This window comes from Antarctobacter heliothermus, from assembly GCF_900188425.1.
GTDB classification, from domain to species: Bacteria; Pseudomonadota; Alphaproteobacteria; order Rhodobacterales; family Rhodobacteraceae; genus Antarctobacter; species Antarctobacter heliothermus.
Genome location: NZ_FZON01000036.1, coordinates 21,010 through 43,773, shown reverse-complemented (window position 1 = coordinate 43,773; position 22,764 = coordinate 21,010). Strand labels below are relative to the sequence as shown.

Here is a 22,764-nt window from a genome sequence, read left to right as displayed (position 1 = left end):
TGCGAAATCTCAGCTTTTGGGAAACAGGAAGGCAAAGGCGATGCGCCGCCGCCAGGATGGGGTGAGGGTTTCTTCAATGACACCCAGCCGTTCATAGGCATGAATGAAGTGGTCGGGCGCGGTCAGGATCCCGACATGTTTGGCAATGGCGCGCGTCGGAGCAGTGCTCAGACCGATGCGGAACAGGACCAGCGCTCCGGGTTTGGCGTCAGCAACCGTGATCTCCGGCATCATCGTTCGCGCACCGTCCGCCAGAACTTCGCGAGGACCAGTCTCGCCCCAATCGCGGCTGTAGGGTGGGATCGGGAAAAGCTCATCGCCCACCACCTCGCGCCAGACACCCCTCGCCAGGCCAAGGCAATCGCAGCCGACCCCGCGCAGGCTGGCCTGATCATGGTAAGGCGTTCCGAGCCAGCTGCGGGCAGTGGCAATGACCAAAGCGGGATCGGCTACAGAGGGAAAATGGCTCACAGCACATTCCCCTCATGGCTGCCATCCTGGCTGGCATAGCGCAACACCGCATCCTGGCCGGGGATGCTCGGGAACCCCCGGAAGTTTGCGGTGTTCGCGAACTTCGCGCTGCAGGTCTCGATGCGTTTGTCGCAGCCAGCACGGATGGTGAACGCATCACCGCCCGCGATAGATCGCACTGGTGCTTCCAGCAGGGTCAGGGTGGTGATGCTGCCATCCAGCCCGTGCGCCAACACTTCAGTCATGCGCCCGGCATTGGCCCCGCTGGTCCAGGTGAGTGTGCCAGAGGTGAACCAGCCCGCGTCAAAACTGGACAATCCAGAAGCCATGAAGGCCCGGTCGCGCAACAGGTTGGCGACCACGCCCGCGCCCTTGTAGATCGCGTTTTCCAGATCGATGCCACAGCGGGCATCGCCAAGCGCAGCATCACACCCCGCCTGAAACGTCCGCCCCACGGTCTGGCCCAGCACATGCGCCAGCGAGCGGACCTCGGCGACAAACGCCATCCGACCACGCCGGATTTGTCCCACAGCCCCCCGGCGCAGCAAGACGCGCTGGCCGGTGTCAGCCCAGTTCACCCGCCAGAGCTCCACCGCCGCATTGTCCCAACGCCCGTCGAGGATGTCGGTTTCCGTGATCCGATCCGAGGTCAGCACGCCGGTCGCGTCCTGCGCATCAACAGCCAGATCGGAGCCAGCGCGGATCTCTGATGCCGCAAATCCGCTCTCGGGTTCAAACGTGGTGCCATCGAAGGCAAGTGGGCGATCATGATCGGTGAAGCCCAGCGCCACACCGTCGGCACGGCTGATCCGCCAGCACCAGGACAGCGTCGTTGTGCCCTCGTCCAGATGGGATTGCAGCGCAGGGGAGATGGCTTTCATCTGCGGATCTCCAAAAGGGGGATGGAGGTGATCGACCCCAGCCGTTCAAAGTCGAGGGTCACGTCGAGCGTGTCGCTGTCGAAACGCACCGGCACGTCGAATTCGAAGCCTGCCGTGATGGCCACGCCTGCTCCGGGCGCAGCCGCAAAACTGACGCGGCCTGTGGTGGTGTCGATGCTCCAGCCCGACATCTGTTCGACGCCGTTCAGGGCGAGGCGGACGCTGCCCGCGACCGGCTTTGCGATGGCGCGGGTCCAGCTTTGGGCACCGGAGGTGTAGCGCTTCAGCAGCGCGAAGGTGGTGACGGCCCCGTTGCCGGTTCCAATGGGCTGGTCGGTCGCGGTGATCGTCTGTGACGGCAGGCTCGATTTGTAGTCGGCCCAGTCCTTGTAGCGAAAGCCGTGCAGGCGGCCGTTGCGGGCCTCGAAGAAGGCGACCACGGCGGCCAGATCGTCGGTGCGGCGGATGCCATAGGCGACATCATAGCGACGCCGGCTGTTTGCCCAACTGGCGTTGCGCTCTTCTTCTCCCGAGGCCAGTTCGACGATCTGCGTGCGCCGTTCCGGCCCGCCGCGCGCACCGCGACTGATGTTGTCGGGAAAACGCACCTCATGAAACGCCATCAATATTCTCCGTTTTTCATGCTCTGGACCCCGCAACCGGATCCCACTTGCGGGGTCGCACTCACATGCCCCTGCGCCCGAGCGAGACGGCGCGGGCGATGTCGGCCGCGATCTGCGTGCGCGATTGCCGGAAGCTTTCGGCGTCGCGGGACATGATGGTGACGTTGACGTTGGGCGTGGAGGACTGCCCATGGCCGTATCCCGCTGCCTCCCGACGCGACAGCACCCGTTCCCCGCGTTGCAGGATCGCCGGAACCTCGTCCGGCTTCAGCCCGGCCCAACCGCCCGCATGCATACGTGGCGCGCCTGCGAAGGCCATGGCCGGGACCATGCGGCCCGGGCCCGGCGATCCGACAACGCCGCCTGCGTGCAGGATGTTGGCAAAGAGTCCGCCAGCGCCACCTGCGCCGCCAAGCACCCCACCGAGCGCGTTCGCAATCGGGCCGAGGATAAACTTGCGCGCTGCCAGCTTGGCCAGATCGGCGATCATCGAGGTGACGAGGTCGCGGAAATCGAGCTTGCCGGTTTTGACGAAGGTGGCCACGGCATTCTCGGCACTCTGGAAGGCCCCGACCAATGTCTGGCCGATATCGCCTCCAATATCGCTGGCCTTGGCGGCGTAGTCGGCGAGCGACGCGGTGATGGCTGCCCAGCCTGTTGCTGCCTGTTCGGCACTGGCAGCAACCGTTGCACCGGCATTGCGGGCAGCCCCGCCTGCGCCGTTTGCTGCAGTGGTCGTGTCGTCCAGGTCCTCGCCCAGCGCGGTGGCGGCAGAAGCGGCACCGGCAAGTGCGGCCTCAGCCTCCGTCCCGCTGCCAGACACCGCGTCGCGCAGCGCCTGCCAACTGGCCAGCGGGCGGCCTGCGGCATCGGCGAGCATGCCAGCGGCCTCGCGGTATCCATCGGCGCGGGTGCGGGCATCCTCGGCCATTGCGCCAAGGCCAATGTCGGGCGGTTCCAGATAGCTGCGCGACAGGGCGGCCGAAAAGGCATCTGCGGCCGCAGTTCCGGCGGTCGTGGCCGCCCCTTCGAAAGGGTTTTCAATCCGCCTAAGGTCCACCGGGTCGAGCATGCCGATCCGGATGCCGTCTTCGCCAACGGCCCAGGCGGGCAGCAGGTCCAGCGCGGCATTGAGGCCGGTGATGAACATGTTGATGCGCATGGCCACGCCGTTCAGCATGGCCTCGACGCCAGAGATCAGGCCGTTTGCCGCCTGAAACGCAAAGTCGCCGATGGCCCCCGGCAGACTGCCCCAGATCGCCACCGCTGCATCATAGGCCCCCTGGAAAATCGCCGCCGTCCGGTCGCCGAAGCTGACAACGCCTGCGATGGTGCCCTCGAGCGCCGATAGTCCGGACGCCTTCAGCCCCTCCCAACCGGCCGCCATATTGGAGAACGCGCTATCCAGCGCCAGCCCCATGCGCGACCAGACCTCCTTTGCGAGATCCCCCAGCAGGCGAAACGCCTCACCGACGCCGCCGACCTTGGTCACCAGCTGCGAGAATTGATAGACCAACTCGCCCGCACCGACGATCAGCGCGCCGATGCCGGTGCGGATCAGCGCGCCGCGCAGGATGACCAGCGCTGTGGCGAGGCCACGAACGGACAGGGCCGCCGCCGCCAGCCCGGCCACCCAGCGCCCGGCCATGAGGCCTGCGAATGTGGCGGCATAGCTGGTCAGTCGTCCGATGTTGTCGAAGAGCACTTTGATCGCGATGCCCACCGGCCCGGTCGTGCGCGCGACGCTGGCCAGCGCATTGGCCACGGCCTCGAGCGCCGGGGCCGCTGCAACCGCGAGTTGGTTCGAGACCCCGCGCCAGATCAGCCCCAGTCGCGAGATCGCATCGTTCGTGCGCTCAATCTGCGCCGCGTCCTGATCGGATACCACCACCCCGAAATCCAGCACATCCGCTGTTGCCTGCCGCAAGGTGGCTGTGTCGATCCGGGTGAACACCAGTGCAGCGCGGTCGCCAAACAGCTGCGAAGCCACCGCCGCGCGCTCGGCCTCGGGGACAAACTGGCCCAGCGCCTCCTGAATGGCCGCAATGCGCTGGTCGAGCGGCAGGCGCTGCAGGTCTTCGGCCGTGAGGTGCAGGCGGCGCAGGGCGTCCACGGCGGGCCCGGTCCCCGCCGCCGCCTGGCTCAACCGCCGCGTCAGCTGCACCGTGGCCTGTTCGACCTGACCCATCGAGACGCCCGCCAGATCGCCCGCGCGCTCCAGCACCTGAATGCTGGCGACGGTGGTGCCGAGCGAGGCCGCCAGCTTGGCCTGCGCATCCACCGTCTGCAGGCCAGAGCGGATCATCGCAGCCCCGGCAGCGGCCAGTGCAGCAGTTGCCGCTGCGGCCGCCAGCGTGGCGCGACGGGCGAAGGCCGCGACGCGCGCATTCGCCAGATCCATCTCGCGCGACAGACGCCCGAAACCGCGCGCCCCAGCCTCACCGACGCCTTCCAACTCGGCCCGCACCTGACGGCCGCCTTCCGCCACGAGGCGGACACTGACCCGTTTTTCAGCCATCGCGGCCTCCTTCCATCTGTTCATTCAGCTTGCGGGCCATGACCGCCTCGATCTCGGGCAGCAGTTCGGCGGCGATCAGGGTGTCGATGCCGAGGGCGTGGGCCAGAGCGAGGGCCGCGCCCAAGTCCCAGCCCAGCACAGCGCCTTGGGTCACGCGCAGCTGCCCGCCAAGGCGACCGACCAGATCCCAGACCTGCCAGCCGTCCTGTGTTTGGGGCCGGTTCAGTCTGGCTGGGCAGTCGGCACAGCGCCCTTCGCAAGCTTCGCAGTACCGGTCGCCGCCGCCGAAGGACCATTCGGCGAGGGCGCGGAGGCGTTTTTTTCCTGATCCAGCAGCAGACCACGCGCGACGTATTGGGTCTGGAAGGCCTCAAAGACCGGCCAGATTTCCAGCAGCGCGTCGATGCCCTCGGGCGAAACGGGGATGAGATTGCCCGCGTCATCGCCGACGCCCTCCCAATCCAGAACGGCGCGACGGGCCACGGACTTGGCCATGACCAGCGCCAGCTCTTCCTGGCTGGCCTCTTCGGGCAAGGCCTCAAGGGCGGCATCGGCGCGGGCCGAGACCATCAGGGCGGTGGTCAGCGGCGCGACCAGCAGGCGCAGGCCGGGGGCAAGCTCCAGCCATTCAGGGGCGGCGGTCAGGTTCAGTCGGATCATCAGTAGGCCTCGATATCGTTGATCAGGGTTGCGGTGCACATGCGGGCGGGGCTGGCAGCTTTGGCGGCTTGCCAGTCGAACGTCGCCTGCACACCCTGCGGCCCGGAAATCTCGATCCGGGGGCGCGGTAGGTAGACGGCGTGGACGGTGAAGGTAAAGCTTTCGCCGGACGGCAGCACATAGGCGAAGCTGATCTCGCAGGGATCGCCATTGATCGCCTGGCTGACGAGCGTGCTGTCGGCGAAGCGGACCTCGATCCGGCCGGTGAGGGCTGCGATGGACGGGTCGGCCCCGTCGATCTTGCCGTCGCTGCGGATGGTCTCGATCCGGTCGAGAGTGTTGGCATAGGTGATTTCTGCTGACACCACATTGCCCAGCGCAGAGCCATTGCGGCTGATCGCGCCGTTGAAATGACCGAAGCGTTTCAGGGCCAGATCAGCAGGCGTGCCCGCGCCGGTTGTTGTGGCGATGGCCTCGCCCTGCGCCACCAGCCGCGCGGTGGCGGTCAGCAGGCCCGAGCGCTGTATCTGCCATGACAGCTGATCCAGCACGCAGCCGGAATACATCGCAAAGCGCGGCACCTCGGGCATACCGGTTTCGATCGACATCGATGGCAGCGTCCAGGATCCGGACTGAAATTCATGGGTCCAAGGGCCGGTGCCGGACGTGGTCGGATCGCCAAAGGCCGCCTTCAGCCAAAACCCGAAAGCCTCAGCATTGTCTTATGATTTTCCTTGGTTCTCGGGGTAATCGGGAGCCATGGCCCGCCACGCCATTTATGGCGGGCCATGGCGGCGGTTGGATCGTGTCAGCAAGGGTCTTGCAGGACCGATATTGAGTAAGGTCGACCGCCGTCTTCACCTCAGGGCCTGAACGGATACGCGTGTTCGGATCACGCATGACAAGGATAGGACAAGGCGAAGATGACGGAGCATAACATCGGGATCGACATTTCCAAATCCCACCTCGATGCATTTCATCTGGAGGCAGATGATGCGCGGCGGTTCGAGAATTCGGCGAAGGGTTTGCGCGCCCTCCAGAAATGGCTGAATTCTTTCGAGGTGACGCGCATCGTGTACGAGGCGACGGGGCCTTATCATCGGCGGCTCGAAACCGCTCTCTCAGGCAAGCTGCCTCTAGTGAAGGTCAATCCGTTGCAGGCGCGTCGCTTTGCGCAGGCCCTTGGCACACATGCCAAAACGGATGCGGTGGACGCCCAGTGTCTGGCGCGTATGGGGGTCGCGTTGGGCCTGGAACCCGACGAGCCCATTTCGGAAAATCTGCGCGATCTCCGTGATTTGCAGACGGCACGAGTAGCGTTGATCAAGGAACGCGGGCGCTTGCGCAATCGCCGATTGATCCTGACAGACACCCTTCTGAAGCGTCAGAGCAAGACCCGCCTGGCCTTGGTAGAGCGCCAACTCGTAGAGCTCGACGCCGAGATCGCGCGCCGCATTTCCGAAGATAAATCGGCCGCACGGAAGCGCTACATTCTGGGATCGATCCCGGGTATCGGCCCAATTGCCGCTGCCGCCATTTTGACCTTCATGCCCGAAATCGGCACTCTGGGACGAAAGCAGGCTGGGAGCTTGGCCGGACTGGTTCCGCACACACGGGAGTCAGGCCAATGGAAGGGTAAGTCCTTTATCAGCGGCGGGCGCAAACCGCTCCGGGATGCGCTTTACATGCCGGCTCTTGTCGCCATGCGGTTCAATCCGGATCTCAAGGCCAAATATCAGCAACTGCGTGATGCTGGAAAACCCGCGAAAGTCGCTCTGGTGGCACTCATGCGCAAGCTTATCGAGATCGCGAACGCACTCATCAAAGCCGACCGTCTTTGGGCCAAAAGACCCGCTTGCGCATGACGGATACTCAATCGGCACGACAACGTCGCCGTCTGCCGTCACCGCATCCTTGATAGGGGCCAGCGGATCGCGGCCGTAACCCAGCAATTCACTGTTCAGAAGCGGTTGCTCCGATCCCAGCGAGGTGCTGGCGAAGGGCATTTTGGTGAACCCACTGACCGGCGGGGTGCCGTAAACCGTCTCAAACGCAAGCGCCATCTGCGCCCGCGCGCCTTGCGCACGTGCCATGTCGTTCTCCTGAATGTTGGGGTGTCAGGCCAGCGGGCCGGTTGTGGTGTAGTGCAAGTTGAGCGTGATCACCGCAGCCTTCAGCGCCGCCGCGCCCTCGATGGGCAGATCGACCGAGGCCGGGGCTTCGGGTTCGACCCAGTCGCAGAGGCCGCCAAGCGTGCGGTCGGCCTCCAGAACTTGCCCGATGGCGGCAATCAGGGCGTCGAAGGCGCTCGCCCGGCTGGTCCCAACCTGGACGACAACCTCCAGCTCGGCGCGGTGCTGATAGTGGTAGCGCAGCGGCGACAGCGTCACCTCCGGCTCCCCCGGCTCGCCGTCGCGCAAAATGATCAGCCCATCGGCCGGGATCCGCTCGGGCAGAACCTCATCGCGCAAAACAAGAGCGGCAAGCGGTTGCAGTCGCGCATGCAGCGCGGCGAGGACGGTTTCGCGGGTGGTGGGCATTTTGGCTCAGTCTGTTTTTCTTCAACGCGGCAGCAGTTTGGAGACAAATTCAGAACGGAAAAGCTCGAACGCATCGTTCGACGCCATGGGCTAAAGCTGCCCTCCGCCGCGCGAGTCGCGAACTGGTAAGATGCGGACAAAACCGCCGTTGGATTTCTCAAAGTGGATGTCAGCTTTGGTGACACACAAAGAAATCAGCTTGCAGTTTCCATTTGAGTTTTGACTTGGACGCACCGGACGTTTAGTGCACAGTATAAACATATGCCAATTATAGCTTTGTTCCGAGGTAGCTTAGTAGCAAAGCACCGGGCTCGTAACCCGGGGAGCGCGGGTGCAAGTCCCGCCCTCGGACCCAACAGAGGCAACTATGGCCGAGCAACCTGGCGAGAAATACGCTTTTCTTAATCTTGCCAAAGCCCTAAGCGCTGAAAGCAGTAAGAAGATCAGACAATGGCGCGATGTTCTTGCCGCGATGAAGGCAGGCGATCTCACCGTTGGCAGTCGGACACCGGTTGCGGGCATGCCGAAATGGGCGACGCCCGAGGTGGTTCGAGGTGGATTTGCAACCACTGCTTTCGCGGCGGGCGGGAAACTAAGACCCCACGAAGTTGCTAAGGCGGAAGAGTTGGGCCTACAAACATCCGATGTTTCACGCGCGCGCCTCGCGCTCAACAACTGGCATCTGACCGACGAAGGCCTCAAAAAGCTGAGCCAGCAAGCGGCGGCTGCTGAGTTCGCGGCCCAGACGCCCGAAGAAACGGCGCTGCTTACAGTCTGTCTGTTGTTGGAACATGATCCCGATGCTGCGGAGGAAATCCTAGCCGAGATCACCCCTTTTTTTGATCGATTGAGATTTTATCCGGCGCCCTGCGCAGCACGAAAAACGGACGGCGCGTTTGTACGGAGCGTTCAAGAAATTCGCGATCAGTTGAGCGGCAAGGTTCCGCGTGAACAGATCGTCGTCCAACACAACACCCTGACGAGATGGATTCCGCTTTACGACCGCCTAATCGATCTGCTGGCGGAGCACGAATCAGAAGGTTGGACAATCCGCGTAGATGATTGGTGTGCCGACTACGATCAGGCCCTAACCGCACCAACAGCGCAACGTTGGAAAAAGCCGACCGGACAGCTCCAAAGGGCTCGGCGCGCGCTGCTCGCCTTGCGGAGAGGCGGCGATCCCAACGACAATGTTGAGACGATCATTAAGCGGCACCGGTTGAAATACGGCATAGCAGAAGAGCGGCGCGCACACCGCCAATCACAAGCTGAGCAAGATGTAAAAGTCTGGCACGATGCTGTCGCAAAGATCGTGGCAGCGCGCCTAGCCAAATTGCCACTAGATATGGGCGTTGCCGATCCAAGCAGCGTCACTGGCCCGATTGGACCAGACGAAGAAGTCGTCGGAGGTCCTTCCGGTGCCCAGCTTCCGCGAAGTTTCGAGCGAGGAATTCATTCGGCTAGGATGGCTTCTATCGACGAGCTTGTTGAAGGCGGGCAGATCGGAGCATCAGAGGTGCTGGCCAAGGTTTTGCCGCAGATAACATCCAGCATCTATGCGTCAGGCCTTCCGACGGAAGCCGAAGCAGAGGTCTGCCGCACCCTATACCGTGCGTTCAGCAACAGGCGGTCCCTCCTTTTGTTGAATTTGAAATCGCAGGTACGGCTTGAAGAACTGCCATGGGCACAGGCTCTCTTGCGGCGGCGTGATGGCGAACACGATGCAAAGGAAATTCCTCTCCAAGCTCTGACCGAACTCGTGCGCTTGTCTTTGACCCATTTCCCACACTTGATCTTCCCAAACACTCTGATTCAGGAGTTTTCGATGCTCGCAAAATTGGCGGATTTGGAAATTCCGTTCACCAATGAGATCGCGGCTGACATCTTCATGGGGGCTTTCTCAGAGCAATTCGCGAAGGCGGCGAATGTTGGATTGTCTTACTACGCAGGCACTCTTTATGCGCGCTACTACGACCTACCTGATCAAAAAAGAACCCTACGTCTTGCTGAAATCTGTGCTGAGCGTGCTGGCGTGCGCAAAACACGCAACTGGTCGGTTTCATCCAATGGGATGATCATTGAACAGCAACAAATCATCACGACCCACAATCTGGCGCAGGTTTTGTCCGTGCTTGATTTGAGTGACCTTAGATTTGAGGACATGGCACTTCGGTGCTTTGAATGGATTTGCTGGCGCCAGCAGACGCCACTAACCGATTGGCGCGCTAAATTGCAGATGACGAAGAACACCGCCTATGCGTGGCGCCAGATGATCGCGTTCATGTCCGAATTGACCCCGGCGGAACAGGGTGTCGCATTCGAGAGCATCGAATCGACAGCGGGCAATCAATCCACAGAGTATCAAGCACGCTTCGCGCCTGCTTTGGCTGGCTTGGGTCGCGCTATTTCCGGCGAAACACCGTCGTCTGACGAGGTATTCTTGGGGTGGGTGCAAGGAATACATCCTTTCGCCCCACGGAACGTGTCAACGACTTTGAGACAGCGTGGTTTGGACTTTAGACTTGTTCGTCTTCCGTATGGGTTGGTGGATTGATCCAAACTGCGGTCGGGATTTGAGGTGGTTTTGGCGGCTTGTGGACGAAGCGCTGGGGCGTGCTGAGGAATGCGGCGTCCAGGGTTTCCTGTCGTGCGGCATAGATTTCCTCGGCCTGCCCGAAGTGCATCTGGTCAGGTGTCATAAGCCCAATCCCTGAATGATGATGGTCTTGGTTATACCAGGCAAAGAAAATGCGGCAGAAAGCGCGGGCCTCGTCGATGGTTTCAAACCGCTTCGGGAATTCTGGCTGATACTTCATTGTTTTGAAGTGGGCTTCCGAGAAGGGGTTATCGTTCGACGTGTGTGGTCGGCTGTGAGATTTGACCACGCCGAGATCGGTCAGCATCAGGGCCGTGGCCTTTGCCTTCATTGGTCCGCCGCGATCTGCGTGCAACGTCAGCTGGTTGGGTGGCACGGCATGTTTGTCCATCGCGTCGATGAACAGGGTCTTGAACTGGTTTGCACTTTCGGCGTGCTCGATGCGCCAGCCAACGACGCGGCGGCTGAAGATGTCGAGGATGACATAGAGGTAGAAGTAGGACCATTTCACCGGCCCCATCAGCTTGGTGATATCCCATGACCAGACCTGATTGGGGGCTTCGGCCAGCAGTTCGGGCTTCTGATAGACCGGGTGGCGGCGCTGTCGGCGGCGCTCGGCAACTTCCCCCTGCGCGGAAAGGATCCGATACATCGTGCGGATCGAGCAGAGGTAGACGCCTTCGTCCAGCAAGGTGGCAAAGACCTCAGTGGGTGTCTGATCGGCGAAGCGGGGTGTGCGCAGATGTGCAAGCACCTGATCGCGCTCGACTTCGGGCAAGGCCCGCGGGGACGGCTGGCGTGGTTTTTGGGTGCGAGGCGGGGCAAGAAGCGCCGCGCGATGCCTGAGAACGCTTGCCCGAGATACCGACAGCGCAGCACAAACGGCCGTCGTAAGGCCGCTGCCCGCAGGCAAGGCAATTGCTGCGGCCATCATGATTTGCCGCTGCGCTCTGGCGTCTGCTCCATCTCGTCCAGAAGTGCCGCAACTTTTTTTTGGATTGCGATGATCGCCTCTGCCTGATCCAGGCGCCGACGCAGTGCGGAGACCTCGCGGTGTGCTTTGGATAACTCGGCTTGCAGGGAATTGACAGGTACCTTTTCCGGGCCACGCGGGCGGGGTTGCAAGGCTCCCAACGTGCCTGCCGCGCGCTGTCGCCGCCAGTCGGTCAGCGCCGAAGAGTACAGCCCCTCCCGCCGCAGAATGGCTGAAACGCCACCCGTATCCGCCGCGCGGTCCGTTTCGTTCAGAATGCGCAGCTTGTATTTTGCAGTGAAACTGCGCCGCTTCGGGGTGGCTGTCAGCTCGGCCGTCGGGACACTCGGCGCAGCCACGACACGAGAGGGTGGCATCGCAGGCGAAATCTCAGATCCGGCATCCGCTGAAAGCGGCATCTGTGAAGGCATTACCATGGGTTCGGTCTCCTTCGCCCTCAAGTGTAAACTTCAGACAGTCAAATGTCTCACGCTTATTGGCACGGAGGGCCATGACTTCGGACCAAGTTTATGCTCGGAGCGGCGCCAGGAAAAGCTGACATTCGTTGGCATCGCAGCATCGGTCAAAGTGGGCTCACTGCTGCCGTTAGCTGCGCCGTCGACGAAGGTCCGCAGCAAGCCGTTCGTCTCTTTTCCCGCAATATCTTCGAAGTCCCATCAACCGCAAAATTGGTCACCGCCTCGCCCCTACCCAATTCGCCACGATCAGCCCCGGCACGCCGTCCACCGCGCGCTCTGCATCCCGGGCCAGATCCAGCCGTTTGCGCAGTTTGACCTGCGGGACCAGCAGGAAAATTGGCACGGTTGCCACGCCGCGTCCTGTCTTTGATCTGGACGCCACCGCGCGACCCTTGGTATTCAATCTCCCCTCCGCGACCAGCAGGCTTGGCCCGCGACGGCGGTAGATGAACCGCAGGCGCAAGCCGGTGCGACGTTCCCACTCAAAGGGCGTGATGCGGCCACCTTTGGTGCTCTTCCCGGCTGCGGGGGTGGGGATTGCCAGCCAAAAGCCATTCTTGGACCGGATCAGCGGGCCGGTGTCATGCGCGTTGATGATCACCGGGGCCTTGGACCAGACCAGCGCCGCCGCGTTCAGGCTGTCGCCGGTTTTGGGAAAGGTCTGACTGCGGATCGAATTTGCCAGTCTTCGCCCCAGACCCGCGCCGGTGATCTGTGCCCGCCAGTCAGATTTCAGAGAGCTGCCCGCCTCTCGCATCGCCGCCGACACCGCTTTTTCACCAGCTGCAATTTCTGCCTGCATCAAGGCGGCGATGTCAGGCCGAATGTCGATCCGGAGCCTCATGTTGGCCGCAGGTCCAGCGTCCAGAGCAGGCGTTCTCGGTCGCGCACTGGCTCTCCCTGAACGGTGAAGCTATCCACCCCGATCACGATCAGATCTCCGGAGCGGGGACTGGGCAGATCACCGACACGCACGTCCACCATCGTGGTGTCGCTGACAAAGCGCCCAGCCCCGAATTCGGTGATGCGATCCGGGGCGCGCTGGATCACGCGGATGGTGCGTTCCTGCGAGGTGGTTGCAGAGATCCAGAGCGCGGACACCGCCATGGAGGGGTTGGAATAGATGCGGCCCAGCGCCGTCTCGAACACCGACATGCTGGCGACCGTCAGTTCGAGGTGTGCAGGCGGATCGCGATGCGCGGCCGTTTGTTCACCGGCAGGATCGAGGCCTCGGTCATCAGGTCGATCCAGCGGCCTTTCTCGTCGAGATGCTGGCGTGCGTAGAGTGGCAGGCCCATGGTGTTGGCCGCCTCCAGCAGGTTGGCCGGGCCGCCATAGGTGGTGAAGGTGTCCATGGTGCCGAGCGGAAAGGCGATGCCCTCGCTGGCGGGAACCAGCCGTTCGGTGGCCTTGGTCGAAAGGGTGACGGTGCCGGAATATTCCTCGAACACGATACCCGCGAAGGGGAAGTTGCGCCGCACATCCTGGCGCAGGGGCTGCGCGCCGGTGGCGGCGTAGAATTTGTAGGCTTCCTCGGTCTTGGGGTGGCTGATTAGCTTGTCGAAGAATTCGCGGCTGACGAGGGCATGCACGTCCGTCATGCTTTCGCCGAGGAGGTTGTCTTCCATCGCCCGCAAGACCTCGCGGACCTTGCCTTGGACGTTGGTGCCAGCCGTGCCGAGGACGAAGTCGACCGAGATTTGCGCAAGGCCGAATTCGGTGAAGTAGTTGTAGAGGGTGGTGCCCGCGCCATCCTTCACGATGCCCCGCAGGGCGTTCATTTCCATATATTCGCGGGTCTGGGCATGCTTGCGGCGCATCAGCTGCAGCTTGCGGTTCATCACTTCGACCAGAGGATCAGCGCCGTCAAACACGCCAAGCGCGGGTTGCCCCTGAATATCGCCGGGCAGGATCACGTCATCATGCGGGATCCACGGCAGCGCAAAACTGCGCATCGACCGCCCCTCGCGGGTGCCGACCGTTGCAGGACCTCCCAGTGGGACGGAGGGCAGCAGGTTCAGCACGCCCTCGTATTGCTCGATGATCACCGACCGCTGGCTGACGCCCTCGAAGCGGAACAGGCCGATCTGGCCAAGGCGGGTGTAGAGGTTGGGCAGGATGTTGATGGCCTGCGTCATCTCGGCCAGCGAATAGCCGCCAGCGTCAAAGGGATTGCGGACAAGGGTCATGGGGTGCTCCGGGGAAATGAAGGGGGATCAGACGCCGTCGCGAGCGATGATGCTGACGGTCGCCAACTGGCCGATCTTGGTGGTGATTTTCGCGGCGTCATCGACAGTGGCGTCATAGGCGAGGCCTGCGCGCGAGACGATTGAGGGGCCGCGCACGACAACGATGCCGGTGGCATCCGCCAGCGTGGCATCCACGGCATAAAGCAGCACGGCCGTCGCGGTCTGCGCACCATCGCTGCCGCCGCTGGTGGCCAGCTTGTATTTGCCGCTGGCGGTGATTTTCCCGAGGACTGAGCCGACCGGATAGGGCATGCCTTGCAGCAGGATGATCACTTCGCGGGTGTAGTTTGGGTTGACCTCATATTTGAGGACGTCGCCCATGCTGGGCGGTTGCGTCAGGACGGGCATTGGTCAGTCTCCATGGTTTGGGGGATGGGGAAGGTGTAGGAAGCGGGCGCCGGTTCAGCGCTTGGCGTCGGTCGCAGTTTTCTTGGCGGCAGCGATGATCGGGCTGTCTTTGGCAGCAGCGGCCGGGGCGGTGGCGATGATGCCAGCGGCATCACTGCGGGCAGCAAGGTCGGCCAGCACGCGGGCGCGCAGGGCCTCGGGTTTGATGCCACGCGTGACGGCGTCTGCCGCATCGATGCTCACACCCAGCCGGGCTGCCTGCGCACAGACCTGCGCCACTTCGGCGGCTTCTGCGCGGATGGTCTCGGCGGTCAGTGTCGGGGCGTCGGGCGCGATGGTGGCGGGTGCGGCTGCATCCGGCACAGGCGCGGCCGCTGCTTCCGGCACAGGCGCGGCCGCTGCTTCCGGCGACGCGGATGTGGTCGTCGGCATCTCGGTTTCGGTCTGGTTCGGGGTTTCGGCGATAGTCATCTGTGGACCCTTTCTGGTGGGGGGCGTGATGCCGCGGGGTGCGGCGGCGAAGGTGCGGAAGGCGGTGATGGGATCTGCGATTTCATCGGCCAGACCGGCCGCGATGGCATCGGCCCCGCGGAACACGGCGGCCTCTGTGGCCAGCGCTGCCGCGTGGGTCAGTCGATCCCCGCGACCGGCAGCGACGGTTTCAGCAAAGAGAAAGCGCACGACCTCCAGTTGGCGCTGCATCTGGTCGTGCACCGCCTCGGGCAGCGGCTGGTAGGGATTGGCGTCGATCTTGTGTGATCCCGCATGGATCAGGGTGACGGCGATCCCCTTTTGGTCGAGGGCACCGCTCATGTCGGTGTGCAGGACCACGACACCGATGCTGCCAACCGCACCCGTGCGCGGCAGGATGATGCGGTCGGCTTGTGATGCCAGCACATAGCCAGCCGACAGGGCATGTTCCGCGACAAAGGCATGGACGGGTTTCTGTGCCCGGGCCGCCCGAATGCGATCCGCCAGATCGAAGGCTCCCGCCACTTCGCCGCCGAAGCTGTCGATATCGAGAGCGATACCACGGACGCCCGGATCTGCGACGGCCGCCTGAAGCTGAGCGGCGATCCCCTCGTAGGACGTCAGGCCGGAAGATTGCCCGATCCACGCGCCGCGATGCACCAGTGTGCCCGCGATTTCGATGACTGCGATGCCATCGACCACCGCATAGGGCTGTGTGCCATTGCGCTGATGACGCTGGGCGAGGTCATTGCCGAACAGCGAGGCCCGGGCTGGAAGAGCAACTGCGGTCTGATCGGAAACGTCCGCGTCAACGCCATGGAAGGTGATTTCCTGCCCAGTGATGCGCGGGCCCAACCCGGACAGGAACGCCAGCGCCTTGGCCGGGTCGACCATCAAGGGCGTGTTGAAGGCGCGCTGGGCGATTTGCGCGTGGTGCATCATGCGCCCTCCTTGGGGTCGGGTTTTTCATCGCCGCTATCGTCGGCCTCGTCGTCCTTTTCGGCGTTGGGATCCTCATCCGTCTTGCCGCCTTCGCCAGGCCCCTGCGCCGGGGATCCCGGACGACGAAAGTCGAGGCCCAGCGCCAATTCCCGTTTGCGCTCCGCAGCGATTTCACGATCAACCTGTTCAGCGTCGTATCCCCGCTCAGCCAGCGCTTGGGTGCGGGATTTCAGGCCCGCTTCGATCTGCAGGATCTCGGCCGAGGCGTCCTTCATCGGGTCGATCCAGTCCCATTTGGTCGGAAGCCATGCGCAGGCCTGATATTGCCGCCGCTGGCTGTAGTAGCCGGGCAAGTCAAGCGCGCCTGACAACACGGCCGTATCCATCCAGCGCACCCAGACGGCGCGGCAGAGCTGATAGACCAGCACGCCATGTTGCCAGGCGGAGATCCGGCGGCGGAATTCGATGAGGCTGATCCGGGTATTGGAGAAGTTGCCCTTCGCCGTGTCGCCGGTCAGATAACCGTAGGGCACACCGAGCGCCGCCGCGATTTGCAGCAGGGTGCGGTACTGGAACGGCTCGTAGGTACCGCCCGAGTCTGGCGTTGCCGGGGTGGACACATCCTCGCCCGGATCGAGCCGCACCACCTGGCCGGGTTCGACCTCCAGATCCTCCTCGGTCGGTTCCAGTGGGGTTTCTGGGGCGGGCGAGGTGATGAACATCGCGAACATCGCTGCGATCTTCTTTCGCTCCAGCTCGGCGTCGTCGTAGAGGTCCAAGGTGAACAGCTTGACGATGGCGGCTGCAAAGCGCGACACGCCGCGCAGCTGGCCCGCTTCGACCGGGTCCAACACATGGATAACATCTGCGGCGGGCACGCGGACCGTTTCGCCTGCAAGGCCCGGATCGGTCAGATCACCGGGATGGCGACGCAGAAAATGATAGGCGACACGGCGTCCGATACCATCAAACTCGATGCCCTGCCGGATGAGCCCTGCGCCGGGCAAGGTGCGGTTCATGTCGAGCGGCAGCATCTCGGCAGGCAGCATCTGCAATTGCAGGGGAACGGTCAGGCCATCTTCCGCCCGGCGCGGCCGGATGCGGATGAACACCTCGCCTGACAGGAACACCTCGCGGGCGGCCCTGCGCTGCAAACCATAGAAGTCCGTCAGACCCTCGGCGTCGGCATCATCGGTCCAGGCGAGCCATAGCGCCTGCAACTCTTCCTTCTTGGCGGCGTCCGTGATGGTCGACGACGGCTTGATGCCATCGCCGACCACATTGCTGGCGAAGCTTTCAACCGCGTTCGCCGCATAGCCATTGTTCCGCACCAGCCAGCGGGCGCGGGCAGTGATCGTGTCGCCCGAGGCCGCGATCAGCGTGTTCACATGTGCGCGGCTGGCGCGGAACCCGCGCAGACGACGATGGGCTTGCGCGGCATCGAACCCACCGATGATGCTGCCGATGCGTTGTCGGAAGGCCTCAAACGCCATGGTTCACAGGCCTTTTGACGCAACAGTGCCCCAGCGCCGACGACGTGGCGCACCGGTTGTGGCGCTGGCGATCCGGGTTTCGAGGTCACTGATGGCGTTCGCCAGTTCTGCGTCTGAGCCGTAGGTGATCGATTTTCCGTCATAGCTGACCGAGCGGACGCCCGCGTAGCGCGCCTCCTGCAGCGCGGCCAGCAGGGCACGCATCCGTTCCAGATCCATCTCAGTCCCTCATGAAGTTCGGTGTGTAAGCCCGGCGTTTGCGCCGCGGCGTCGTTGGTGTTCCGGCCTTTGGCGCGGTCGGGGCCTCTGATGGCGCAAGTGTTGCCACAGGCGTCTGAGGCTTCGTTTCGACCCCGGCCTGTTCCTCAAGCCGCCGCCATGTGGCCTCGTCCCAGCGATCCGTGCCCATGATCCAGGCCGCCGCGCGGGCATAGACACGGCAGTCGAGCGCCTCGTTGCGTTCCCGCATTTTCTGCCATTCGGGGTGGGCATAGCCGCGCTTGTTGCGCACCGTGACCAACTGTTCGGCCACCAGTTGCTTGAGCCATTCGGTGTCGATCCAGTCGGGCAGATGCACGGTGCCGGGGGCATCCAGCACACCCAGCGCCCGGTCCTCGTCGCTTGGCCGCTCGAGCCGCAGGAAGCGGTAGGTCTCGGTTTTGAAGGTCGCCGTGGCCACCGACCACAGCCGTGCGCCCCGGCGCAGTCGCTTGCCGCCGATGGTGGCGTCGACGAAGGTCGGACCCGACACCGGCGTCGCGCGGTTGAAGCCTTCGAGGCCCTTTACGGGTGCGACCTGATCGAACCCCTGCGCCCGCGCCCATGCATACACGGCCGCCGCCTCATAGCCGGTGTCGATGGCCAGCTTGCCGATTACCATCACCGCCCCGTTCGCGCAGACCCATGTCCGACCGAGCAGGACCGTCAGCTTTTCCCAGCAGGCCGGATCATCCGGACCACCGGCAATGACGATGTGATCGACGAGCCAGCTTTCGAGACTGCGACCCCAGGCCCAGACATCAACCTCGATGCGGTCCTTCTGCACATCAACACCAGCCGTCAGGAACAGACCTCCAACTGGGATCTGTGTCCCGAAGGCTTCGCGGCGTTCCGCCAGCCGCTGCCATTCGGGCGCATCGCCCGACTCCACCCAAGTTTCGCCCAGCAGGGTGTTGCGCGCAGCGCGCAGCATTTCTTCCGAACCCTGCGCGGCCAGCCAGTCCCGCGCGATCTGCTGCCAGCTTTTCCAGCCCAGCGGCGAATAGAGCGCGGAGATGTGGAAGCCGATGGAATGCGGATCGGCGGACACGGCCGTCGGCCGCCATTCGCCCTTTTCCAGCATCTGCGTCTTGTGATGCTCGGCGATGGGCTTTTCACAGCCCTCGCAATGATAGGCGGCTGTGTCGGGCCGCCCCTTGTCCCAGCGCAGCCGTTCAAATTGCAGCCATTGCATGTGGCCGCAGTTTGGGCACGGCACGAAATAGCGGCGCTGATCGGAAGCCTCGAACTCCCGCTCAATGCGCGACAGCCCCCGGATGGTGGGCGTCGAGACCATGAACACCTTGCGCCGATGCGCGAAGGTGGTGGTGCGCGCTTCTGCCAGCGTGACCGGGTCGCCTTCCTCGTCGGCCGAGGCCGGATAGGCATCGACCTCATCCAGAAACACATAGCGTGCAGGCATCGACCGCAGGCCGGTCGCCGAGTTGGCACCGGTCAGCACCAGAATGCCGCCGGGGAATTCCTTGGACAGCATCGAATTGCCGGCATCGCGAGACCGCGCGGGGCTGACGCGCTCTTTCAGCGCCGGGCTGTCTTCGATCAGCGGATCAATCCGCCCGCGCGAGGTGCGTTTGGCCATCTCGACCGTCGGCAGCACCGCCAGCATCGGGCCCGGTGCGTGGTGAATGACAAAGCCGATCCAGTTGTTGCCCGCCTCGGTCGCGCCCACCTGCGCGGCCTTCATGAAGGTCACTCGCTGCGCCGGGTGGCTGGGCGAAAGGGCATCCATGATTTCGCGCAGATAGGGCGTCCGCGCAGTGCGGTATTGGCCGGGTTCGGCCGCCGCGCGCGACGACAGCCAGCGATGCGCATCGGCCCATTCCGACACTGTCAGATCGGGGTCGGGACGCATGCCGCGACGCCATGCGCGCAAGACATCCTCGGCCCCGTCAAACCCGAGGTCGAGGTCTGCCGTCAGATCGTCGGTGGCCGTGTCGTCACTATCCGAGGCTGACCCGGAGATCGGCAAGGGCGTCGAGTTGCGCTCTGACATGGGTTTCCAGCACCCTCTGCAGGATCGCGGCCTCGATGATCACCGGAATTCCGGATTGTTTTTCCACCTCCGCTGCCACTTCAGCCGCCATCAACGCCGCCACGCGGCTGGGCCAAGTGACCCATGTGTCGCGCTCTTGCCGCGCGAGGCGAAACACCAGCGTTTCGGCGCGCGCCCGATCGACCAGCGTGCCCTTTTTCTTCTGGATCGCGAGCTGACGCTCCTGCGCCTGATAGACCGTCAGCGCGGTGCGGGCCTTCAGGTAGGACGAGCTATCAGCCGGACCGCTGAACCCGGTATCGCCGCCAGTGCTGCGGCGCTGCTGATCGGGATCGGTCATGTCGGCGCGGCGCACGTCCGATGCAGCGGCGTTGATCGACCCGTCCTTGTAGACCACCAGCCGCCCGGCTTTGCGGGCCTTCTGGATCGCCCCGCGTGACAGGCCGGAATGGGCGGAATACTCCCGCTCTGACATACCTTCCATGGCGCTGTGATTACCCTCAAGATATTGTAAATAAACAGGAAAGCCTGTCTATTTGAGTTGATTACACTCCCCGATAGAGCGATTCATGGTGTCAGCAAACGGGTGCATCGCAGCCCGCACACAAGGATCGGAGACCACCATGCGCGCACAAGAGAAGATGGGACACAGCTCGATGAGCGAGGGGTGGCGCCGCCACACCAGCCCCGCGCAGGAACGGGTGAACTGGGTGATGGACGAGGTCATGTCCGGGCGGATGAGCCAGGCCGACGGGATGGTCGAGATGGAACGCGCCCAAGAGATGATGCGCGAGGAAGCCCGCGCGCGGACGACCCACCCCGAACACACTTGGGAGGAATGAGCATGGCACGCGCCCGCAAGCCCGCCGCCGCCAAAGCCCCCAGCGACGCCCTGCTGCTGGAGATCGCAGCCAAGCATTTCCACAGCATCGAGACGCTGGAAACCCGCAACTGGGACCGGCTCGATTTCCACGATGTCGCCGTCTGGGCGATCCGCGCGGCACTCGAGGAGGCCTTTGAGGCCGGACGACTTGCCGCTGAAACCACCACAACCAAATCCTGAAAGGACCAGATCATGACCATCGCCACCCCCACCGACACGACCCGCATCTTCATCGACCGCGCCCGCTTCATTCAGGCCATGAGCGTCGCCGCGCTGCAGGACCATTTCAATGACCAGAACCTGAACTCCGAGGTCTTCGAGATGGTGGGCCGGATCGGGATCGACTGCCTCACCATCGAGCTGGCCGATGTCGTGCCGGTCCTGAAACAGCACGGGCTCATTTGAGCCGCCCCCAATACGGAGATCCACATGAGCACGCGCGCGCAGATCGCCATCGAAATCGGTCCCGGAGAATGGGCCCACACATACGTGCACTATGACGGCTATCCGTCGCACATGCTGCCCGCGCTGGCACCGTGGACGCCCGAGGATGTCCTTGCCGCGAAAGAAATCCGGCAGGTCATGGCCGAAACGCTGGACTGCTTCAGCCCACCCCGCAATCCGCGCATCCTGCCGCGCCCGACGCGCGAGTTTGCGCATCTTTACATGTGGATCGGATGCCAGTGGGTGCATGTGGTGCCGCAAGCCGATGCGAACAGAGTATAATCAGAACGCACTGATATTGCTTGGATTTGCCTACAATAGTGCTCCCAGCGGAGCGATGGTGATTACACGAAAACGATGCAACTCAGCCAAGGAAACCCTCGCCATGACCACCCGCCGCACCACCACCGACAATTCCAAAGCCCTCGACGCCTTCATGACCACCAAGGTCCAGATCGACGCGATGCTGGAACGCCTGAAGGCCCTGAGCGACGACCATTTTGAAACCCATCCAGACGAGATCAACTGGGGCGATGTCGGCACCCTGAACCACTATGCCAGCCTGCTGCGCCAGATCACCGACAGCGCCTTCAAGGAGGGCGAACATGCCGCTTGATCCCGCCCAGCGCCACCAGATCGAACAGGACGCGATCACCGCCGCTTGGGAGGCAGACCGCCTCGCCGCCTGCGACGCCGCCATCGCCCTGCTGCGCGAGATTGCCGATCTGGACCACGACGACGACGGGGATGTGATCATCGGCGCGGATGCCGACGGCCACAACGACCTCATGTCGCGCATTGCCGCCTTCCTTGTCACCAACGACCAATAGAGGATCCCGCCATGACCAAGCTGACCAAAACCCAGACCATCATCCTCAGCGCCGGGGCCCAGCGCCCGGAGAACATCGCCCTGCCGCTGCCCAAGGGGCTGGCCGGGGCGGCCGCGAAGATGGCCGTCACGAAGATGATCGAACACGGCTGGCTGCAAGAGGTCGACGCCGACCTGCGCCGGAATGATCCGCTTTGGCGCGAGACTGGCGATGGCCATGGCACCACGCTGATCGTGACGGACGCCGGGTTACTGGCCATCGGGATTGAGCCGGTGGTAGTGAAGACGGTAGTTGCCTTACGCGAACATGCCGCAAAGGCTGCGAACCCAAAGCCGCCCAGCCAGCGCGCCGGGACCAAGCAGGCACAGATCATCGCCCTGCTTCAACGCCCCGAGGGCGCGACCATTGCCGAAATTGTGGAGGCGACTGCGTGGCAGGCTCACTCGGCCAGAGGCTTGATCTCGGGGGTGCTGAAGAAAAAGTTGGGCCTGGTGGTCGGCTCGACCAAGGAAGATGGCAGGGGATCAGTGTATCGGATTAGCTGACGACGAAAGGAGTCAATTGCGGCCCTTGGCGGTTTTCCGGTACTGATCAGATATGACAACTTGGCGTCCTGCACCCAGAATTCGCTTTAAGGCACTTGGCCTCCACTGGCGTGGCAACCGGCTTCTTGTTGCTGAAGTAATGGATGACGCTGGACGTGTGAAGGGTGTGCGCCCGCTCGGCGGTTCCGTCGAGTTAGGGGAGACAGCAGAGGCTGCTGTTGTCCGAGAGTTTCAAGAGGAGCTCGGAATCGCGGTCGATACCCTCGGCCCGCCTGTTTTCATGGAAAACATCTTTATCCATGAAGGTTGCCTTGGTCATGAAATTCTAGCGATCTTCGATGTGTCATTTCCTGATGGTGCTTTTGCAGACGTGACCCGAATTGAGTTCCACGAGGACGACGGGACAACGTGCTTTGCCGAGTGGTTTGCTCTCGACACGCTTGATTTAGCGGGCCGACCTCAGCTTTACCCAGAAGGACTGAAGGCGCATTTGCAGAAAATTCGGTGATCTCACCCTTCGTCCGCAAAGTAGAGATTGGCTGCAAG

At 63.2% G+C, this 22,764-nt stretch carries 27 protein-coding genes, 1 tRNA gene and 2 pseudogenes; 11 read left to right on the top strand and 19 right to left on the bottom strand.

Translation table 11 applies throughout. The features are described from left to right. Window positions 1-9 precede the first annotated feature (9 nt). The 7 genes and pseudogenes from CHB90_RS16865 to CHB90_RS16840 form a co-directional block, all read right to left on the bottom strand. Window positions 10-471 (bottom strand): NlpC/P60 family protein, encoded by a 462-nt coding sequence (locus CHB90_RS16865; RefSeq protein ID WP_089279032.1) that lies wholly within the window; start codon window positions 469-471, stop codon window positions 10-12. Continuing rightward, entirely contained in the window at window positions 468-1,352 is an 885-nt protein-coding gene (locus tag CHB90_RS16860; protein WP_089279031.1) for a DUF2163 domain-containing protein, read from the bottom strand. Before CHB90_RS16860 ends, CHB90_RS16865 begins: the two co-directional genes overlap by 4 nt. Then, window positions 1,349-1,975, bottom strand: coding sequence for a DUF2460 domain-containing protein (locus CHB90_RS16855; protein WP_089279030.1), 627 nt, complete (start codon window positions 1,973-1,975; stop codon window positions 1,349-1,351). The genes CHB90_RS16860 and CHB90_RS16855 overlap by 4 nt, the downstream gene beginning before the upstream one ends. A gap of 61 nt (window positions 1,976-2,036) precedes the next feature. Further along, the gene (locus tag CHB90_RS16850; RefSeq protein ID WP_089279029.1) at window positions 2,037-4,493 is read right to left on the bottom strand and encodes a phage tail tape measure C-terminal domain-containing protein; all 2,457 of its coding nucleotides are present in this window, start codon (window positions 4,491-4,493) and stop codon (window positions 2,037-2,039) included. Next, window positions 4,486-4,647, bottom strand: coding sequence for a DUF7697 family protein (locus CHB90_RS26600; RefSeq protein WP_170941094.1), 162 nt, complete (start codon window positions 4,645-4,647; stop codon window positions 4,486-4,488). Before CHB90_RS26600 ends, CHB90_RS16850 begins: the two co-directional genes overlap by 8 nt. A 68-nt stretch (window positions 4,648-4,715) precedes the next feature. Next, window positions 4,716-5,153: a hypothetical protein gene (locus tag CHB90_RS16845; RefSeq protein ID WP_089279028.1), complete on the bottom strand. Its 438-nt coding sequence runs from the start codon at window positions 5,151-5,153 to the stop codon at window positions 4,716-4,718. Beyond that, window positions 5,153-5,872 (bottom strand): annotated as a pseudogene (locus tag CHB90_RS16840) (phage tail tube protein); the annotation flags it as partial. The gene CHB90_RS16845 and the pseudogene CHB90_RS16840, both read right to left, overlap by 1 nt. A gap of 204 nt (window positions 5,873-6,076) precedes the next feature. Here CHB90_RS16840 and CHB90_RS16835 point away from each other — a divergent pair. Beyond that, window positions 6,077-7,018: an IS110 family RNA-guided transposase gene (locus CHB90_RS16835; RefSeq protein WP_089279027.1), complete on the top strand. Its 942-nt coding sequence runs from the start codon at window positions 6,077-6,079 to the stop codon at window positions 7,016-7,018. 6 nt (window positions 7,019-7,024) lie between these two features. Here CHB90_RS16835 and CHB90_RS27050 read toward each other — a convergent pair. Both CHB90_RS27050 and CHB90_RS16825 read right to left on the bottom strand, forming a co-directional pair. After that, window positions 7,025-7,246 (bottom strand): annotated as a pseudogene (locus tag CHB90_RS27050) (phage tail tube protein); the annotation flags it as partial. A 24-nt stretch (window positions 7,247-7,270) separates the two neighbouring features. Continuing rightward, a complete protein-coding gene (locus CHB90_RS16825; RefSeq protein ID WP_089279026.1) occupies window positions 7,271-7,693 on the bottom strand; it encodes an acyl-CoA transferase in 423 nt (140 codons plus the stop codon). Between the two features lie 280 nt (window positions 7,694-7,973). Here CHB90_RS16825 and CHB90_RS16820 point away from each other — a divergent pair. Then, window positions 7,974-8,048 (top strand) — tRNA-Thr (locus CHB90_RS16820). Window positions 8,049-8,060: 12 nt separating this feature from the next. Further along, window positions 8,061-10,247 (top strand): hypothetical protein, encoded by a 2,187-nt coding sequence (locus CHB90_RS16815; RefSeq protein WP_089279025.1) that lies wholly within the window; start codon window positions 8,061-8,063, stop codon window positions 10,245-10,247. Here CHB90_RS16815 and CHB90_RS16810 read toward each other — a convergent pair. The 10 genes from CHB90_RS16810 to CHB90_RS16765 form a co-directional block, all read right to left on the bottom strand. Beyond that, window positions 10,210-11,699 (bottom strand): IS3 family transposase gene (locus CHB90_RS16810; RefSeq protein ID WP_089279024.1). Its coding sequence is split into 2 segments (ribosomal slippage): window positions 10,210-11,273 and window positions 11,273-11,699, totalling 1,491 coding nucleotides; the frame shifts between segments, so codons are not numbered across the junction. The two genes, CHB90_RS16815 and CHB90_RS16810, sit on opposite strands and share 38 nt — an antisense overlap. 256 nt (window positions 11,700-11,955) lie before the next feature. Beyond that, a complete protein-coding gene (locus CHB90_RS16805) occupies window positions 11,956-12,585 on the bottom strand; it encodes a DUF6441 family protein (protein WP_089279023.1) in 630 nt (209 codons plus the stop codon). Continuing rightward, window positions 12,582-12,896: a head-tail joining protein gene (locus CHB90_RS16800; protein ID WP_089279022.1), complete on the bottom strand. Its 315-nt coding sequence runs from the start codon at window positions 12,894-12,896 to the stop codon at window positions 12,582-12,584. The genes CHB90_RS16805 and CHB90_RS16800 overlap by 4 nt, the downstream gene beginning before the upstream one ends. An 11-nt stretch (window positions 12,897-12,907) precedes the next feature. Further along, window positions 12,908-13,930: a major capsid protein gene (locus CHB90_RS16795; protein WP_089279021.1), complete on the bottom strand. Its 1,023-nt coding sequence runs from the start codon at window positions 13,928-13,930 to the stop codon at window positions 12,908-12,910. A gap of 27 nt (window positions 13,931-13,957) precedes the next feature. Then, entirely contained in the window at window positions 13,958-14,338 is a 381-nt protein-coding gene (locus CHB90_RS16790; protein ID WP_089279020.1) for a head decoration protein, read from the bottom strand. A gap of 54 nt (window positions 14,339-14,392) precedes the next feature. Further along, window positions 14,393-15,748: a S49 family peptidase gene (locus CHB90_RS16785; RefSeq protein WP_170941097.1), complete on the bottom strand. Its 1,356-nt coding sequence runs from the start codon at window positions 15,746-15,748 to the stop codon at window positions 14,393-14,395. Further along, complete coding sequence (locus tag CHB90_RS16780) at window positions 15,748-17,244, bottom strand: phage portal protein (protein WP_089279018.1); 1,497 nt, start codon at window positions 17,242-17,244, stop codon at window positions 15,748-15,750. Before CHB90_RS16780 ends, CHB90_RS16785 begins: the two co-directional genes overlap by 1 nt. A 3-nt stretch (window positions 17,245-17,247) precedes the next feature. After that, window positions 17,248-17,463 (bottom strand): phage head-tail joining protein, encoded by a 216-nt coding sequence (locus CHB90_RS16775; protein WP_089279017.1) that lies wholly within the window; start codon window positions 17,461-17,463, stop codon window positions 17,248-17,250. A 1-nt stretch (window position 17,464) separates the two neighbouring features. After that, window positions 17,465-19,516, bottom strand: coding sequence for a phage terminase large subunit family protein (locus CHB90_RS16770; protein WP_089279016.1), 2,052 nt, complete (start codon window positions 19,514-19,516; stop codon window positions 17,465-17,467). After that, window positions 19,464-20,000: a hypothetical protein gene (locus tag CHB90_RS16765; protein ID WP_089279015.1), complete on the bottom strand. Its 537-nt coding sequence runs from the start codon at window positions 19,998-20,000 to the stop codon at window positions 19,464-19,466. Before CHB90_RS16765 ends, CHB90_RS16770 begins: the two co-directional genes overlap by 53 nt. Before the next feature lie 139 nt (window positions 20,001-20,139). Between CHB90_RS16765 and CHB90_RS16760 the strand changes: the two genes are divergently transcribed. The 8 genes from CHB90_RS16760 to CHB90_RS16725 all read left to right on the top strand — a co-directional run bounded on the left by CHB90_RS16760 (window position 20,140) and on the right by CHB90_RS16725 (window position 22,726). After that, window positions 20,140-20,358 carry a hypothetical protein gene (locus tag CHB90_RS16760; protein ID WP_089279014.1) on the top strand — a complete coding sequence of 73 codons (219 nt, stop codon included), beginning with the start codon at window positions 20,140-20,142 and terminating at the stop codon, window positions 20,356-20,358. A gap of 2 nt (window positions 20,359-20,360) precedes the next feature. After that, complete coding sequence (locus tag CHB90_RS16755; RefSeq protein WP_089279013.1) at window positions 20,361-20,579, top strand: DUF6900 domain-containing protein; 219 nt, start codon at window positions 20,361-20,363, stop codon at window positions 20,577-20,579. Between the two features lie 12 nt (window positions 20,580-20,591). Beyond that, on the top strand, window positions 20,592-20,804 hold the full coding sequence (locus CHB90_RS16750; protein WP_089279012.1) for a hypothetical protein: 213 nt from the start codon (window positions 20,592-20,594) through the stop codon (window positions 20,802-20,804). A 24-nt stretch (window positions 20,805-20,828) separates the two neighbouring features. Further along, window positions 20,829-21,125, top strand: coding sequence for a hypothetical protein (locus CHB90_RS16745; RefSeq protein ID WP_089279011.1), 297 nt, complete (start codon window positions 20,829-20,831; stop codon window positions 21,123-21,125). A gap of 103 nt (window positions 21,126-21,228) precedes the next feature. Beyond that, on the top strand, window positions 21,229-21,459 hold the full coding sequence (locus tag CHB90_RS16740) for a hypothetical protein (RefSeq protein WP_089279010.1): 231 nt from the start codon (window positions 21,229-21,231) through the stop codon (window positions 21,457-21,459). After that, window positions 21,449-21,673, top strand: a complete 225-nt coding sequence (locus CHB90_RS16735; RefSeq protein ID WP_089279009.1) for a hypothetical protein — start codon at window positions 21,449-21,451, stop codon at window positions 21,671-21,673. The genes CHB90_RS16740 and CHB90_RS16735 overlap by 11 nt, the downstream gene beginning before the upstream one ends. An 11-nt stretch (window positions 21,674-21,684) precedes the next feature. After that, window positions 21,685-22,218, top strand: a complete 534-nt coding sequence (locus CHB90_RS16730) for a DUF3489 domain-containing protein (RefSeq protein WP_089279008.1) — start codon at window positions 21,685-21,687, stop codon at window positions 22,216-22,218. A gap of 139 nt (window positions 22,219-22,357) precedes the next feature. Further along, entirely contained in the window at window positions 22,358-22,726 is a 369-nt protein-coding gene (locus CHB90_RS16725) for an NUDIX hydrolase (RefSeq protein ID WP_245823282.1), read from the top strand. Window positions 22,727-22,764 lie beyond the last annotated feature (38 nt).